The sequence below is a fragment of the Agrobacterium sp. CFBP2214 genome, from assembly GCF_030209895.1.
Lineage (GTDB): Bacteria > Pseudomonadota > Alphaproteobacteria > Rhizobiales > Rhizobiaceae > Agrobacterium > Agrobacterium radiobacter.
In genome coordinates this window covers 418,490-435,372 of record NZ_JARVRC010000004.1, presented here as the reverse complement: position 1 = coordinate 435,372, position 16,883 = coordinate 418,490, and the positions used below count along the sequence as shown (strand labels likewise).

At 56.6% G+C, this 16,883-nt stretch carries 9 protein-coding genes and 1 pseudogene; 3 read left to right on the top strand and 7 right to left on the bottom strand.

Annotated features, from left to right (window positions below):
* Window positions 1-15: 15 nt before the first annotated feature.
* Window positions 16-183: pseudogene (locus QRN60_RS26530) on the top strand (IS5 family transposase); the annotation flags it as partial.
* Here the strand turns inward: QRN60_RS26530 and QRN60_RS26600 are convergent.
* The 6 genes from QRN60_RS26600 to QRN60_RS14490 all read right to left on the bottom strand — a co-directional run bounded on the left by QRN60_RS26600 (window position 180) and on the right by QRN60_RS14490 (window position 11,835).
* On the bottom strand, window positions 180-491 hold the full coding sequence (locus QRN60_RS26600; protein ID WP_087746862.1) for a MafI2 family immunity protein: 312 nt from the start codon (window positions 489-491) through the stop codon (window positions 180-182). The pseudogene QRN60_RS26530 and the gene QRN60_RS26600 sit on opposite strands and share 4 nt — an antisense overlap.
* 359 nt (window positions 492-850) lie before the next feature.
* Complete coding sequence (locus tag QRN60_RS14510; protein WP_111802463.1) at window positions 851-1,177, bottom strand: immunity protein CdiI family protein; 327 nt, start codon at window positions 1,175-1,177, stop codon at window positions 851-853.
* A 9-nt stretch (window positions 1,178-1,186) separates the two neighbouring features.
* Window positions 1,187-8,263: a hemagglutinin repeat-containing protein gene (locus tag QRN60_RS14505; RefSeq protein WP_284765670.1), complete on the bottom strand. Its 7,077-nt coding sequence runs from the start codon at window positions 8,261-8,263 to the stop codon at window positions 1,187-1,189.
* 36 nt (window positions 8,264-8,299) lie between these two features.
* Window positions 8,300-8,752 (bottom strand): hypothetical protein, encoded by a 453-nt coding sequence (locus QRN60_RS14500; RefSeq protein WP_080867317.1) that lies wholly within the window; start codon window positions 8,750-8,752, stop codon window positions 8,300-8,302.
* Between the two features lie 18 nt (window positions 8,753-8,770).
* A complete protein-coding gene (locus QRN60_RS14495; protein WP_113101039.1) occupies window positions 8,771-10,651 on the bottom strand; it encodes a ShlB/FhaC/HecB family hemolysin secretion/activation protein in 1,881 nt (626 codons plus the stop codon).
* A gap of 380 nt (window positions 10,652-11,031) precedes the next feature.
* Window positions 11,032-11,835 carry a hypothetical protein gene (locus tag QRN60_RS14490; RefSeq protein WP_111791513.1) on the bottom strand — a complete coding sequence of 268 codons (804 nt, stop codon included), beginning with the start codon at window positions 11,833-11,835 and terminating at the stop codon, window positions 11,032-11,034.
* A 138-nt stretch (window positions 11,836-11,973) separates the two neighbouring features.
* Here QRN60_RS14490 and QRN60_RS14485 point away from each other — a divergent pair, with 138 nt between their 5' ends.
* Window positions 11,974-13,041 carry a linear amide C-N hydrolase gene (locus QRN60_RS14485; RefSeq protein WP_111791514.1) on the top strand — a complete coding sequence of 356 codons (1,068 nt, stop codon included), beginning with the start codon at window positions 11,974-11,976 and terminating at the stop codon, window positions 13,039-13,041.
* 223 nt (window positions 13,042-13,264) lie between these two features.
* Here QRN60_RS14485 and QRN60_RS14480 read toward each other — a convergent pair whose 3' ends face one another.
* A complete protein-coding gene (locus QRN60_RS14480) occupies window positions 13,265-13,624 on the bottom strand; it encodes a VOC family protein (protein ID WP_087747122.1) in 360 nt (119 codons plus the stop codon).
* A gap of 248 nt (window positions 13,625-13,872) precedes the next feature.
* Here QRN60_RS14480 and QRN60_RS14475 point away from each other — a divergent pair, with 248 nt between their 5' ends.
* Entirely contained in the window at window positions 13,873-16,800 is a 2,928-nt protein-coding gene (locus tag QRN60_RS14475; protein WP_113101038.1) for a putative Ig domain-containing protein, read from the top strand.
* Window positions 16,801-16,883: the final 83 nt, after the last annotated feature.

Sequence of the window (16,883 nt, the reverse complement as noted above, 5' to 3'; positions counted from 1 at the left end):
GACCCGCCTCCCTGCGACTTCAAGGTATATAAAGACCACAACCGCATCGAACGAATGTTCAACAGGCTCAGACAGTTCCGACAGATTGCCCCCCGTTACGACAAGACCCGAACTTCCTTCGAAGCGTTCCTTTCGCTGGCCGCCGCAAAAATCTGGCTGCCGCACTTCATAGAACGCCTTTAGCCCAGCAATGGCTCAAATCGCCTGTAGGCCCACCATCGCCGATCAACCGGAACCTTCGGTCCATCCGATGGTGGGGACGTGAAGACAGTCTTTATTGTTTCATAACCGAAATCCGAGATGACCTCGGATGCGACTACCTCCATGCGTTCGCGGTCATCATCGCTGAAATCGTGATCGACCAAGAATTCGAGGACAATCTTGTCGCCGCTCCAGCCACACGTAACGGCGGCGAGCGTCGATGATACGGCCCCGAGCAAGGCGCGTTGCACACTAAGTCGAAGTCGTATTTCTCGATCAGGTCCGGACATCGAATCCTCCGTTAGGAGCGATCTTATCGCATTATCACTGCTGACTTTGTCAACGGGACCTAGGGTCGGCCAATTGGATGGCTCGCGATGAAATTTGCCAAGGCTCAAGTGTCTTTCTAACCAAGGTGTACCCAGTGAAGTCAGCAGCCGCATCTACGTGGGATTTCATCATTGAATAGACTTGTGACCAGATTAACGGACGATCGCATGCCATTTGCATCGTAGCTGGCGGCGATCGGTACACCATGTCCGGTCAAAATGCCTGACGATAAGCGATGGCAACCGATTGCCTGCCGCGAACCGATGTGGCTATCGGAGCCACATCGAAGCAGACAAGTTATCTCACAATATTATCCGCTCTATGGCTTTTGATCTAAAAGTCCGGCATATCTTCCGTCGCGATACCACCATTCAATATCAGGTAACTCTGACCGTAATGAAGCGAACAGCTCCCAGCCCACGTCATAGAACAATTGATATTCTTGTTCATTGTTGAATCCGATATTCGTGTGGTCGGCTAAATCAAGGGTGCGATCGAAGTCCGCTTCCCAGGAATGAAGGCGTGCTCGCAATGTCTCAGAAATCGGTAACGTGTCAGGGTTGACGTTCTTGGGCTCAATCATATCCCATAAACACCAGCACTGGTAATCTGGCATCAACTTCATTTTACGATCTGGACGGTACATCATTTTGCCTTACGGGCCTGAGGTTGGGTTTGCACCAACGATAAAGCCGTTATCTCCGACCGTTATCGCTGTGTTTTGGGTTTTGCCATTATAGACGTATTGGTAGATCGGACGTCCGGTTCCTGTACCCTGATAGCCAATGATTTTTCCATCTTTCAAGGCAGTGAACAGTGCGTCTGGAATGTCAGCTTCAGTAATCCCTTTATTAGCAAAATCTGCTCCATGGTCTGCAACAATGTGGTTTAGGCCAGCGGGGCGAGGTCCAGTCGCAGTTCCCGTCTCAAGCCAGACAGTTTTGCCATTCGGTAATTTTTGGATTTTGACCACATTTTCGCGTGTAACCTTGGTTCCGCCATTGATCAATTCGTCGATCAACTGCGTTTTACTTGGGGACGGGCTAAGGTTTTTTGGGCCCGTACCGACGCCACCGCCGAGCATAGCTCCAGCAACAATCGAGAGCATATCGCGTTTCGCTCCGCTCGGATCGGCGAGGTCATCTCCCATGGAACGCTGGTATAGTTCGACCCAATGCAATCTGACGAGGTCAAGCCCCTGATTGTTGCCATAGAGACTGGCGAGCGATTGACGCAGATCTGTAACCGCTGCCTTACAGGCGTCACCATCGCCGTTAGCGCTACAAACCTGATGTAAATAATCGTCACGGGCTTGATCGATGGCATTGAGATTGGCGGCGCGTTGGCAGGCTTCCGCATCACCAGAGTGGCATTGATCTGTCGCTTCTTTGAGTGCCAGAACTTCGGCATGATTAAGATAATTGTAGTTGACGTTATCAAGCCCAGCAGCCGCCCCGGCTTCTCCACCGACAGCTGCCCCGATAGCGACAGCAACCCACTGGGTGATTGCAGATTTTTGCGCGTCGGTGAGATTGGGGTTGGTCTTGAGAACATCCTGGAGCACGCCATTGGCGATCTCGGAGGCAGCGCCTGCCACCGCACCGGTGGCTGCGCTGTAACCGGCAAGCTGCGACACCAGCGCTCCGACGGCAGCATGCAGCGCAAGCTTTTCAGGCGACCCTTCCGCAAAGCCGAGCCTTTGCGAGAGGTCACCGACCCCGATGTTGAGCAGTTCGGAGAGGGCTGCGGCACTCTGTTGTTTCGCCTTCAACCGGTCGATATCGAAGGTCTGGACTTGAGTGTTGGCGTTCGACAGGTCGGTGTTGAGGCTGGCCAGATCCTGGCTCTGGTTCGTTAGAGTGAGATTGCCAGGCGTCAGCGTCGCACGGGCAACACCGTTGCCCTCTTCCTTTGCAGGTTGGCCGACGATGGGAACCGGAATGCCGGATGAGCCGACAGAGACGCCGACCGTGGATGTAGTTGCTTTCGACCTGTTCTCGACATCGGAAAAGGTCAGATGATCGGCAGAAAGAGAATTCTTTTCCTCTTCGGCGGTCGATGCGATTACCCCGCCCTTGAGGTCGACGCCGCCCTCCACCGTCACATGATATCCGCCGGAGCCGGCGACGATGCCACTTTGTTCGGAGACATTGGCCGCGTCCCCCTTGATGCTGCTTTTGGTGGAGCCAGCCGACGGCCCACCAGGTCCCAAGCCGGCGCTAACATTGATGCCGGTTTCGCGATAGGTGGCCGTATCCGGGCGGCTCTCGATAACAAAGTCACCGCCGACATTGGCGATAACCGTGTTGCCGGATATGACGGCACCCTTGAGCGCAGTATTATTTTCTGAGTTTAACGCAACCGTGCCAGTGCCCGTCACATGACTGTTAACCTGGGTGCTGGCATTGCCATTCGCCTTATTGGCGCCGTAGCTGCCGTTGGCGACCGGGCTGCCCGAAGTCAGATCAACCCCCACACTCGCATTGACGGATTTCGAGGAAGAAGAATGGGAGTGCGATCCCTGTGCGCTGTCGAGCAGGATATCCTTGCCCGCCGAAAGCAGGACGTTACCTACGGACGGATCCAGGAAATTGACCGGTTTGCCCGTAGCATCGACGCCAGCCGCAATCTGCACACCATGACCCGTGATCGACCCCTCTCCTGCAACAATAGCGGTCGAGCCTCCGCTGCGGATTTCGGTCACGACCGGCGTTGAACTCGAGAATGTCTGCGAGGACTTTTGTGACGTCATGCCAATCGTCAACGACACGGAGCCAAGTCCTGACGGGTCACCGTTTGCCAGGCTTTTCAGGGCCGGGGCGGCTGCCTGATAGGTCTTGTAGCCGGCCAATGCTGTAGGAGCGATGCTGGAGATGCCGTTAGATCCGGCAAGTCCCTTTCCAGCAGATACCAGACTTTCGCCGGCGCCCAGAAGTTTGGATTGGACATTAAGGCTAATGCCCGCGAACATCTCCTCATGCAGGGTTTGGTAGTTTGATATGTCCTGCGCCGACAGGAGATTGACGTTGCTGTCAGCAAGGATGGAGACGTCATGCTCTGCAGACATCTGAGCCGCCTGCAGGTTGACGTTGTTTCCTGCGGATATTGTCAGGTCACGACCGGCAAACAGGATGGATCTGGCGTTAGTCTCTGATGACTGACTGGTCTGATCGACCGACTTGCCGTAACCAATACCGATAGATGCACTTCCATTGCCGGCCTTCACCTGAATGCTGAAACCGGAACGCTGCTCCTTCTCCGCCGATGCGGCACTTTCTGCCCCTGGCGTGATGTTGACATCACGGGCAGCCTCCAGCGCGATGTCACGCCCCGCCATGATGGACGAGCCGATGACACTGACGTCGTTTTCGCGTGCCGTGAGGGTTACGTCAGTCCCAGCAGTCAGCGCGGAGCCAACGTTGAGCGTGGACGACTGGCTCTTTTCTTTCTGTTCCTTGCCCCAGAGTGAAAGGAAGCCGCCGCCGGAACCGGCAAACAGGCCAGATTTCTTGCTGCTGCTCTCCAGCGCGTGCTGTTCCTCGGCCCCGATGATGGCGACGCTGTCGCCCGTGACGCTGATCGCATCGCCTCCCGTTATGTTCGAGCCAGCGATGACAGCGTTGCCGCCAGCATCCAGCTTGATTTTGCCGGATGCGGAAAGCTCGGAGCCTACTGTCGCTTCGTCGTAGTTGTACTGCGTCGAGCTTTTTTTGGAGAGAAAGCCCTTGGATGAGGAGCTCTGCTCGAACTCCGCCGTATTCTTGCCCGACGCGATCAGCAGATCGCCGCCCGCGCTGACATTGATATCGGCTTTGTCGGTCTCGTCGCCGGCAGTCACCTTCGAGGCGGAGACGACGGTATCTCCACCTGAGATGATGGACACGCCCTTCCCGCCGCTAACCGATGATCCGACGACGGTCTGCGTTTCCGTGTGGCTCGTCGTCTGTTTGCTTCCGCCGAACAGACCGCCCTTTTTCCTGTAGGTGTAATCTATCGTGGTGGTGTCGATGGCCTCAGCGACTGTCACATCGCCGGTCGCTTTCAGACCGACCGTTCCATCAGCGGCAATCGTGCTACCGATGACGTTGAGGTTACCACCTGCATTGGCTGAGACCGATCCGCCCGCGGTGATCTCGGAGCCCTGACTTGTGGTTCTGACAACTGTCGTAGAACTCCGCTTGTCGCGCAAAGTGCTGGTCGTTGACCGTTCGGTGACGGAGATATTGATGTCTCCATTCGACGTCAGGCCGAGATTGCTGCCGGCCGTCACCTTCGCATTGGCGAGCAGAATGTTCTCGTTACCCTTCAGCGAGGCATTGCCACCCGCCGTGAAGGTGCCGCCTATTGCCGCGATCGACGAACCGAAAACGCTAAGATCACCAGTCGATGCAATCATCCCTGATGTTGCAAGCAGGCCGGTATCGATCGTCACCTGATTGCCCGCGATCAGCGCGCCCGCAGAATTCAATCTTTCCCTGTCATTGGCGGCGAGATATAGTACCGGCGCAAGAACGGTCGTACCGTTCACCGTCTGCCACTCATATACGACGACGGATTCGGTGAGGCTGGCGATCTCCTCGGCCGTAAGCGGTTCGCCGAGCGGGCGCTGCTGCGCTCCCAGATAGGCGGCTCCGTTGTCGAGCAATTGCTTTATCTGAGCGATCGAATCCTGCCCGGTGAAGCCGGAACCCGTCGCCAGTTTGAGCTGCTGCTCAATATATTGGTTCTCGAAATAGGCATCGCCAAGGAACTGGATCTGCCGGTCCGGCTGGTAGCCGATGCGGCCAAGGAAATAGCTCGATCCGTAGAATTTGGAGACATCGAGGAAGGCGGCACGCGTTTCATAGAGGAACGTCTGACCGGGAACGGTGCCACCAAAGCCACCGGACTTCGGCGTGGCAACGCCGCCAAGCGTAAATAGCGCTCCGCTGGCGGTTACGCCGGCCAACAATGCGGTCGGATTGCTCGAAGGCTGAGGCGCTGCCACAGCAACATGGTCGGCGATCGTACCTGCTGCGACGGTATTGTTAACGGCACCAAAACCGGTAATACCCAGCGCTCCGCCAGAGCGGATCGCCGCGGGAACACCGCCGATCGCCTCGACGCTTTCTACACTCCGTCCTGGCCCGATATCCTTTGACGCATCGCGCGTTCCAATGGGACTGGGACCAGGCATGGCGACCTGCCATGAACCTTCCCAACCACCTGTATCGCCGCTTGTTTTCGATTCCTGCCACTCATAGATGACATCGGGATAATACTGGCAGCCACCTTGTTGGTTGCAATTGAGCGAAGTGGTACGCTGCAATTGCAAACCGAGATTGTTCAGCGTGCCGGAGCCAACAAGTGTCATGCCGGAGCCGGCTTCGATGTTGCTGTAGGCATTGGTAAGATCGACGGTATCGACAAAAAGCGTATTGCCCGCCTTGATTGTCGCTGCGGGGCTACCAGCCGATGTGACGCGGTCTTCAGTCACATCACGATAGACATGGCGAATGGGCGCACCAATGACGAACTGCTTGCCAGCAAAAGAGACGAGAGATGAACAATCTCCACATTCGCGTGCATAATAGGTGTCATAGGCCGACACGAGTGCGTTTGAGATTTGCTGGCTCGTATAGGTCGGAGCCACGCTTTTCTCGTTACGCAGGTTTGCCGTCAGGATCGAGATATTGCGACCAGAGGAAATTAGGCCGGAACTGTTGACCGTAGCAGCATTGCGTGCACCGGATGAGTTACTGGCGATTGCAAGATCACGGCCGGCGACAATTGCTCCTTGATCATTGGCCAGCACGCCGCCCACGAAAAGCGCTGCATCGTTGCTGGCATAGATCAAGCCAGTGGCGGTGTTGGTCAGGTTGCCGGTAACATTGAAGGTAAGATCATTACCGGCAGCCAGCTGACCGGCGTTGACAAGTTGCGAAAGGGAGAGCGTCAGATTATGGGCAGCCAGAATGTTGGTGGCGCCGTCAGCAGTGAGGCTACCCGCTTTGATCGCGATATCACCTAGCCCCTGAGCGGAACGAGTTGCTCCGCTTGCAGTGACGGCATTGAGCCGCGTGCCCGTCAGATCTGTCGTTCCAGATGACGTCAGATCAATACCACCTGACGTCAGCGTGCTGTTGGTGAGATTAATATTATTGGCATCGATGTAGAGTGTGCCAGATGTAGCAAGCCCGCTCCTATTGTTGGAAAGGTCGACATTTTGCTGCCTGATCCCGATGTCGCCGCCGGCGGCTGTGCGCTTATCGAGACTTATCAGCCCACCGGTCGAAGCTAGCAAAACGTTTCCGTTTGCCTCCATGCTGTCATAGTGGATGTTCCCGCCTGCGGACGCCTGCAAATTGCCCTCAGCAAGTACGAGCCCGGAAATCCCGAGATCAAGGCCGGAGAGCAAAGCCAAATCGCCTTTCGAAAGTAGCGAGCCCGCTGCGATCGCGCCTGAGGCAGCCGTAAGCGACATCGCCGTGCCAGACTGGGCCCTGCCGCTGATGGTAATGGAGCCAGCCCCGGACCACAGCGAAACGGGTCCGGTAGCCGACGCGTCGGCCAAGGCAATACGCCCATCTGCCAGAAGGTTGAGTGCACCACTGGCCCCGAGAGTACCGGCGACATCGATGAAGCCGGCCCCACCATTGATCAGAATATCCTCTTCAGCACCGATCGAAGCGACCTTGGTGTCCTTGCCCGCCTTGACCGACACCGACTTTTTCGAGGTCAGACGACCAGTTGAAACACTTCCCTTCGAGGAAATGTTCACGCCGTTATTGCCAGAGGCATTGCCGATCGAGATTTTGCCGTCGGCCGACAGCGAGAGCTCCCCGGCATTGGCGGCCATGTCGCCGCGCATGCGAACGCCAGCGCCCTTTTCCGTGACGACCATCTTGATACGGCCAGCCTTCATGGCCCCGAGTGCGGAACCATCAATTGCATATTCGGGTGTTCCAGAGGTATCATCGAGCGGTGTCGCTTCGCCGGTGGCATAATCGAACTTGCTCTGCCCGGCTGTCAGGCGCAGGTCCTCGCCATAAATCGTACCGTCAATCTGGATGGTGCGGGATACGATATCGAACAGATCGACTCTCCCGTCTCCCATCGCAAAATTCGCACCGTTCGGACCAAACGTGACGTCTCCACCATTGACCGTGAAGCCATTGAGACGTCCGTCAGTGCCAATGTCAGGCACGCCCGTCGCCAGCGTGGCGCGTGGCGTGTTGATGAAACCGCAACCATCGCAGGTGATCCCGTTCGGATTGGCGATGATGACGTCGGCCCGGCCACCAAACACCTCGGTCGGCCCAAGAAGAGAACTGCGGTTCTGCGAGGTCACCTCATTGAGGATGACCGTGGCCGCACCTCTGCCTTGAAGGTTTGGATTGCCAGGCGTCACACCACCCAGTTTCGACGTGCCGATCTCACCGTTGAAGTTGTTGAGGATGACGCCCGGCGTGCCGACGTTGAAAGTGTTGTACTTGTTGTGCGACAGACCTTGGCTGTTGGGTCCGACGATATCGATGAGCGGTACGCCGTTCGGAGCAGCCCCTATCCCGGGGCGATTTTCAAAAGATCCTCCAACTTCCGGCGATATGTCCTGTGCGTGAAGAAGCACTGGCTGAAGCACGAGCGTAAAACTGACAACGGTGGCAATGATTTTTTGAGCCAGCGTCCCTGCATTGGCGAACAATGCGAGGTCGGTTGTTTTGCGTGGAAGACGCTTAAACTGTGATGTCATTGTTGTTCGCCTCTCGTGGCAGACGGAATTTGGGGCTTAGCGGTCTTTTCTGCTCGTGTCGGCCTGGGACGGCTTGGCGTCGAGTTTCTTGTAGACATCCGCCAGCTTCGACTGCGGGGCCGGGCATTTTTTGCTTTTGGCAATCTCGCCAAGGACCTGATTGCGGTTACGCAATGCGTCGATCTCCAGTTTCTCTGGCGATTTCGGATCCATAAAGAAAAGAGCCGGCCAAAACAGAAGAACACCTGTCGCACCGAGGACGACGTTTTTACCCTGCGCATCGGATCGTTCTTTCACCGTCGCCAGGACCTGCCGTTCGTTAGCCTCGAATTCGCGCTTGATGCCGGCGCAATCGAAAGCGCTGTCGGCAGGGTTTGTCGAGGCAACCGGATGCGCTGCCCGGCCACCGCAACCGGAAACGACACTGGCAGTCGCCACCAGCGCGAATACGACAGACAATTTGGGGGTGTGAAAAGAAGATCTGACCATAATATTCTCTTTTGAAGCCTACCAGCGTGCCGTCACGCTGGCGAAAATGAGATTGCCGCGTCCGTTACTGACGCTGCTGGAAAATGCCTGGGAGTAGCCGAAATCGGCACTGATGTTTCCCCCAACGAGTTTCGCACCAACGGTCCAACTCGCGAGATAGCCGTCTGGAATATCGAAGCGATGCTGCGAGAACACGCGGCCATAATCGAGGGCCAGGTATGGGCGTAATTCGCCCAGAACGGGCGCCAGACTTGTGCCCTCCCATGGCATTGTCCGCCAAACCAGTTCGTTGCGGCTGAAAAATCCGTTGTTACCGAATATGACGCTTTCCCTCAGGCCGCGTACATTGCTGGAGCCACCAAGCCCGATCTGTTCTGCGCCAAACATGTTATCGGGCGAATATTGGGCATTGAGGAGCGTCGTTAATTCCAACCGCTGGCCAGCCGCCTCGAACGGCCGCGTCGCGCTGACGGTAGTGTTGAATTTCAAAAACCGGGGATCCGCCGTGCCCGCCCCCGGCTCTCCGGCCTCCACGGCGTCAAAGAGATCAAGACCCTTATCAAGGGCAAAATCGAGAGCGACGACGCCACCCAGAATTCTCTGTGAACGCGACAAGCCCAGACTGCCAATCGTGTATCGACGGCTTCCCACCTCAATTCGATTGCCGAGAAGAAAGTTGTCGGTCTGCTTGTAGGTGAGACCGCCTCTAAGGGTCGTGATGGAATCCTTGTCGCGCAGAATGACGCGATCTATGCCAAATCCAACCTGACCGGAATTGCCCGAGGTTTCGATCGGCCCAAAATTGCCGGGAATGGTGCTGTCATATTCGTACCAGGAGCCATTCGTTGAAAACGTCCAGTAGCCATAAGGTACGCTTGTATTAACCGAATAGCTGTTGCTGTGCCCGCGGCCATCGTCGTCCCAAGGGTAGTCCGGACCGCTACGCCCATAGGAGAACCCCAACTGATCATTGATGCCCAACAGGTCGTCGAAGCCGACGGAAACATTGGTCTGGGAGTAACCGGTACTCTCTTGACCGAGGTTGTTGTTGGAAATGCTCGCGTACCAGCGCTTGGCGGGTTTGTTCTCGACATTGAGGATAGACGTTCCATCTTCCTTGCCCGGCAACATCGAGGTTTTCGCGTCGTTCGATGACAGCCGGTTGATCTGGTCCAGCCCCTGTTCAATATCGCGAATATTGGCGACCTCACCCTTCACGCCGGGAAAAGCCGTCGCGAATGCGCCGTTTCTCGCGACCGGGTGGCCATTAAGGTAGATATCCGAGATCGTGCCTTCGACTACCACCAGCCGCAGCAATCTTGTTCCGGCAATATCCTGTGGGGGAACATAAGCGCGCGAAGTCACAAATCCCTTGTCTAGATAGAGGTCGGTAATGGCCTTGAGCAAGGCGGTAATATCCGCAACACCGATGCAGCGATTATCGTAACGCTCGGTCACTTTTCCGACCGCAGCGCCAGACAGCCTTGTCGCACCTTCGATCTCTACACGTGAAATATCGAAGCAAGGACCAGCGGATTTCGCGTCGCCTCCCGGCGCCCGGCTCTCACGACCAGCGACGCCATCAGGAGTTATCTGTTTCAGGTTTTCAAGCCTCTGCAACTGCTGTTGCTGGTCCTGCCGGCGGGAAAAATCATCGGCGGGCGACTGTGCAGTTGCCTGCCCTGACGCGAGCAGGTTTGCAAAAATCGCAATGGCAAAGGTTCGCTTGAAACCATTCGCCGCGCTCCTCGGGGAATTGGCTGAGATTTGAGCGGCCGGGACAATTGCGAGACAAAAGTCAGGAGGGACTAGCCGTCGGAAACCAGGAATAAAAGCAGCAAGTGGCATATTTCGGAGGCCTGCATTTGAAATGAAGTTTGTCGCGGCAATGCCGCCCATGCTTCACTCTGCAGCTGTCCTTGCTGTCGATCCCCTACCGGGTGCATAGATCAGTTCATCTGACCCAAGAAGCGTTAAAGTAGTAACTTTCTTTACGAGACGATAGCCTCTAGTCATCTGCTCAAAGAACCGCACACATTAAAAATTCGCATAATAATCAATCCTACCAACACCATGGCATGGATATTATTTTTCATCCGTGAATTTTAAGCGCGATCCAACCAATTTCCAGCCCTGCGGTTTCTCGAGTCAAGCAACAACTAGAAGTTATTGCAACACGCGTTTGTCCGCAAGACCACATGAAAACCAAAGTTAAGGGGAAACTAAAATTGTTTCTCAGATGGGATATGAAAGGTGGCGAGACAACGTGATGTCAACGACTAGAACCGGTAGGTCAACCCGACAACCGGTCCACTCAGCCGGGAATCAAAAACATAACCATCGTGTGAGTAATCCACATCGAGCACCTTGAAGCCCGCCGAGCCCGACAATGTGTCGGTAAAGATGTAGTTGACCGTTGCGAGCGCTGACCAGGTAAGATCTGATCCCGCTCCAAAACCACCGATATCCACCTGTCCCTGAACGGACAGCTTGTCCGTCAGGCTGAAAAAGGCCCGCACGCCGATGACCGGATCCACCCATCCGAAACTCTCCCTATGGCTGGCGGAAGCGCTGCCGATCAAGGGATGGCTGGCGGTGACCGCAACGTCATTGGAAATGTGCCAGAAGCGCGCGCCGGCAAGCGCGTCGAGGGAGAATCCGTCAGCATCGATGACTCGGTAACCCGCCTGAAGGGTCGCCATGAATTCCTGTGTGTCCACATTTGCATCGATGGCGGCACCGGCCGGCAAGGTTGGTAAACCCGGAATTTGCAGCGCCGGCAACGGACCGGCCGCCTTGCTGTCGGTGGTATCGACGTACATCAAATCGCCGGAAAGGACGAAACGGTCATAACGCCCCCAGATGTTGAGGAACCCACCGAAATTGAGATCATCCACGACATCTGAAAAGGATTTTTCCACATGGAGCGTCGGTGCACGCCGGAACGGCGATACGTTGCCATTCAAACCAGTCGCCCAGAGATAACCCGTGGCCTGAAACGCCCAATCGGTGCCGCCATCACCCTTCGCAGGCGCGGCCACAACGTCGTCTGCAGCTGCGGCTGAGGTTGCAGAAAAAGCCATAACGGCCGCAAAAACTGATAATTTTAGCAATTCCTTCCCCCAACTAACGCCCGTAGCTAAGCCTATTTGACTCTCGCCAACAAGTCCGATTTTCTATCATACGCTGTATCGTGCGCCGCGAGCACCGGAGGCTTTTCCATGCGCCTGAAGACCTTGCCGATTTTTTCCGCCTGCACTGCCGCAATATTGTCTGTCGCGACACTGACCACATCGGTTGCCGAAGCCTGTACGCGATTCGTTTATCTCGGCGAAAATGATCAAGTGATGACGGCCCGGTCGATGGATTGGAAAACGGATGTGGGAACCAATATCTGGGTCTTCCCCCGCGGCATGGAGCGCTCCGGCGAGGCCGGCCCGAATTCGGTCAAATGGACCTCGAAATATGGCAGCGTCATCGCGTCGGGCTATGATATTTCCACGACAGACGGCATGAATGAAGCCGGACTTGCTGCAAACGTCCTCTGGCTTGTCGAGTCGAGTTACCCCGCCTATGACGGAAAAACTCCGGGCCTGTCCATCGCCGCCTGGGCGCAATATGTGCTCGATAATTTCGCGACCGTCGAAGAGGCGGTCAGCGCACTCGAGAAGAACCCCTTCACCATCGTGACCGACAATGTGCCGGGCGAAGAACGCCTGGCGACCTTGCACCTTTCCCTTTCGGATGCGAGCGGCGACAGCGCAATCGTTGAATACATCGATGGCAAGCAGGTCATCCATCACGGCCGTCAGTATCAGGTGATGACCAATTCGCCGACCTTCGACCACCAGCTGGCGCTCAACGAATATTGGAAGCAGATCGGCGGTACTGTCATGCTGCCGGGCACCAACCGCGCATCGGACCGGTTTGCCCGCGCCTCTTTCTACGCCAATGCCATTCCCAAGAGCGAGAACCCTGTCGAAGCCATCGCGAGCGTCTTCAGCGTCATCCGCAACGTCTCCGTTCCCTACGGCATCACCACGCCGGACCAGCCGAATATTTCCTCCACCCGCTGGCGCACGGTGATAGATCACAAACGCAAACTCTATTTCTTCGAATCGGCGCTGACGCCTAATATCTTCTGGATCGACATGACGAAACTCGATCTCTCGAAAGAAACCGGCGCAGTCAAGAAACTCGATCTCGGCCCCAATCAGATCCATATCTATTCGGGTATGGCGAATGAGAGCCTGAAGGACACCGAACCTTTCAAGTTTCTTGGGCTTTGAGGGCGCCGATCGTGCAGCAAGGCATATGAGCAATTGATTGAGAAGGCATGACGCGCCGGACAGAGATCAGAATCTGCCGCTCAGAATTGTGTTTATCCCAATCTGAGCGACCGCCCTCCTCGGAAGCCCATATCGAAACAGCGCGGCCATCGATCCGGCGTCAACCCTGGCGCGAGGGAAAGCACTCACCTTCCAGTTAGATCCGTGCGGGGCACAAATATCGTCAGCTCCGAGCGGGCTCCCACAATTCCACCGGATTACCTTCCGGATCATGTATCCTTGCGAAGCGTCCCACCTCCGAATCCCATTCGGCGCGTGTTTCAACCTCGACGCCATCTGCCGTGAGCTTCGCGATAAGAGCATCGAGATCATCCACCCGGAAATTGATCATCCATTGCTGTTCAGCACGACCGAAATATTCACTATTTCTGGCGAAAGGCCCAAAAATCGTCACCCCAGCCTCCTGATGCCACACGGATTTATGTAGATCGTCGATGCCGAGATGTTTTTCATACCACTCGGCCAGACCGGCAGCATCTGCTGCTCTGAAGAATACGCCACCAATTCCAACGGCTCTGGCCATGAGCTCCTCCCGCCATGTGAGAACGAACGCGATAGTCGTCATCGTTTCAGCTCAAACCACCAGAAGCAAAGCAAAACCATCTTGCCCAGAGTTCACTGACTTTCTCGCTTTCAGATGGCGCAAAAACGACACGCTATCCGTAAATATCAAAAATCACCTGCGATTTATTCACGCACAGGTTGACTCTCACTTCCAATCATCCTTAGCACAATGCCTGCATATTCGAACGTTCTAATGCTGGGGGGCATATGGGCAGCGGGCGTAGTTGGTGGAATGATGTTGCCCATGGTGCGGCGTCGAGTTTTCACGCGATCCTGAAGACGGCGTCGCTCTCTCTGGCGCTCGTCACCCTTTCGGTAACAGCAAGCCTGGCCCAGTCTGTATCGGTTTCGGCCTCGCCAGCGACATTTAATGCCGAAGGGGACGTGATCCGTTTTGATTACGTTATCGACCCCGGTTCTTACACTATTACGGGCATCAATCCCACCTCAACCTCGATCAAGGGTGCAAGTGTGTCCTGTCCGAGCCTTGGCGGTGGTCTCGAGTACCCGAACAAGTTGACATGCACCGCAACCTACTCTGTGGATTCCCTCGATGTTATGTCGGGGCAATTCTCTGATTTTGCGACTTTCACCGGTACACGAATTGGCGGCAATGGCAGCGTGACCATGACAAGCAACACGGTGGTGGTCCGTGCTGCCGCAGGGGGACCTGTTATCATTTCGGTGACATCGTCACCAAACCCTTCCCAGCCCGGAGAGGAAGTAGCCGTCACTGCTACGGTTTCCTCAATGGGCTGTAACGCCGGCCAATCGCCTCCAGGAAGTGTCACCATTTCGATCGGGTCGCAATCGGAAAGTTTCGGCCTGTTACCCACAGCCCCGGTCAGTGCGGCGTCTTCAGCAACGTTTCGCACCTCCAGCCTCGCATCCGGCACCTATCCGATAAGCGCATCCTATTCGGGCGGCAGCGGTTGCAGCACGGGAACCGGCTCCGGCTCCAACCACACGGTGGAGACGAAACCGACCGTCACGATCAACCAGACTGCAAGCCAGGCTGACCCGACGTCCCGTTCTCCAATCATGTTCGACGTCATTTTTGACAAACCCATTGTGGGCTTTTCTTCTGCAGACGTTCAGCTTTCCGGCACCGCCGGCGCCACCAGCGTGGCGATAACGGGATCCGGCCCCAGTTACAGCATTGCGGTCTCTGGCATGAGCGGGGCGGGAACCGTCACGGCAACGATCCCGGCGGGGAGCGTGACGACACCGGCGGGACTTGGGAACGAGGCGTCCACAAGTTCGGACAATAGCGTCACCTACGGCCCGATAAACATTACGCCGATCGCAACCGACGGCGCAGTGACCGTGGCAGCCGACAGCAGCGGCAATCCTGTCCCGCTGAACCTGTCCGGTGGTCAGGCTGATACGATCATCGTTGTTGCAGGTCCGTCGCACGGGACGGCAACGGTCACCGGCGTCGCGCTGACCTACAGCCCTGCCGGCGGCTATTCCGGTCCCGACAGCATCACCTATACGGCGAGCAACTCTGCCGGCAGTTCCACTGCAACGATTACGATTACGGTAACACCGCCGCCGGGCGCGCTTTCCCTGTCGCCCGCCGGCGGCGCGCTCAAAGACGCAATGGCTGGCGAAGCCTACAGCCAGGCGATTACGGCCTCCGGCGGCACCGCGCCGCTGATCTACAGTCTTGCGGGCGGAACATTGCCGCGCGGCCTGGTGCTGAACCTCTCGACCGGCGAACTGACAGGACCGCTCGAAACCGAGACTGAAGGCGATTACAGCTTTACGGTCCAGGTTCGCGACGCCCGCGGCGACGCCCTCTCAGCCGCCTATACGCTGAAGGTTACCCCGCGCGAGGTGAATGTGACAGACAGGGAAATTTCCGTCGCCCCCGGCGCGGCGCCGCCCAATGTCAATCTTGCCGCAGGCGCAACCGGCGGCCCGTTTACCGCAGCGGACCTGACCTTCGTAAGTCCGCCCAATGCGGGCAGGGCAAGCATCGTCAATGGCGAGTTCGCACAGGCACACGGCCCGCAGGCAACCGGCTTTTATCTGAAATTCATTCCAAACCCTGCGTTTTCCGGTCAGGCACGGGTTGGTTTTCGCCTCACCAGTGCCCTTGGTTCATCCAATCAAGGCACCATCACCTACAAGCTGGGTTATGACGCCGCTCAGGTGGCAAATGAGATCAACGACCTGGTGCATGGTTTCGTCAGCACGAGACAGAACCTCATCGCCTCAACCGTCAAGATACCTGGCCTTCTGGAGCGCCGGCAGATGGCCAATGCAACGGAGGCCGTGACCACCAGTGCGGCACCGTCCGGTGACGGAATGGTGTTTGGTTTCTCGACCAGCCTGGCCCAGATCGAAGCTGCGCGCAACAAGGCCGACGGCGTGACGGAGAGCGAACTGCCGGAATTCAATATCTGGCTCGACGGTACGTTCCTCGTCCACAATCGCGAGGAATCCGGCAGCAAGTGGGGCAGTTTCGCCAAGATTTCGGCCGGCGCGGACTACCTGATTTCCAACAAAGCCCTGCTTGGTTTCTCCTTCCATTTCGACCGGATGACCGACCCCACCGATGGCGAAAACGAACTGACCGGTAACGGATGGCTCGTCGGACCCAATGCGTCACTGGAAATCGCAAAGGGAATCTTCTGGAACAGCAGCCTTCTCTACGGTGGCTCCGCGAATGACATTGATACGCCCTTCTGGGACGGCTCTTTCGACACCACACGCTGGCTGTTCGACACATCGATTTCCGGACGCTGGGATATCGATGACGTCACGACCTTCACGCCAAAGCTACGCGGTGTCTATTTTTCCGAGACCGTTGACGATTACGCCGTGGCGAATGGCGCCGGCGACAGGATAGATCTCGAGGGTTTCCGGGAAGAACAGCTGCGCGTCAGCCTCGGCGCGGAGGTCGCCCGTCAGGTGGCGCTTGAGAACGGCTCGATCGTCACGCCGAAATTCGGCGGTACGGTCGGTGTTTCAGGTCTCGACGGAACCGGCGCGTTTGGCTCCATCACAACCGGCGTTTCCATGGAGACGGTGGAAAACTGGTCGGTTGATGCAGCACTGCTTCTCAACTTCGAGGGTGATGGGGAAACATCGGCCGGCGCGAAACTTGGCGTCAGCAAGAAGTTCTAGAGCGCGAGACCCAAGGCAAACCAAAGCCGCCGCCCGCGGGCTGGAATGACGAAACCTGCCCGACAGCGCGCGTTTCTTGACGG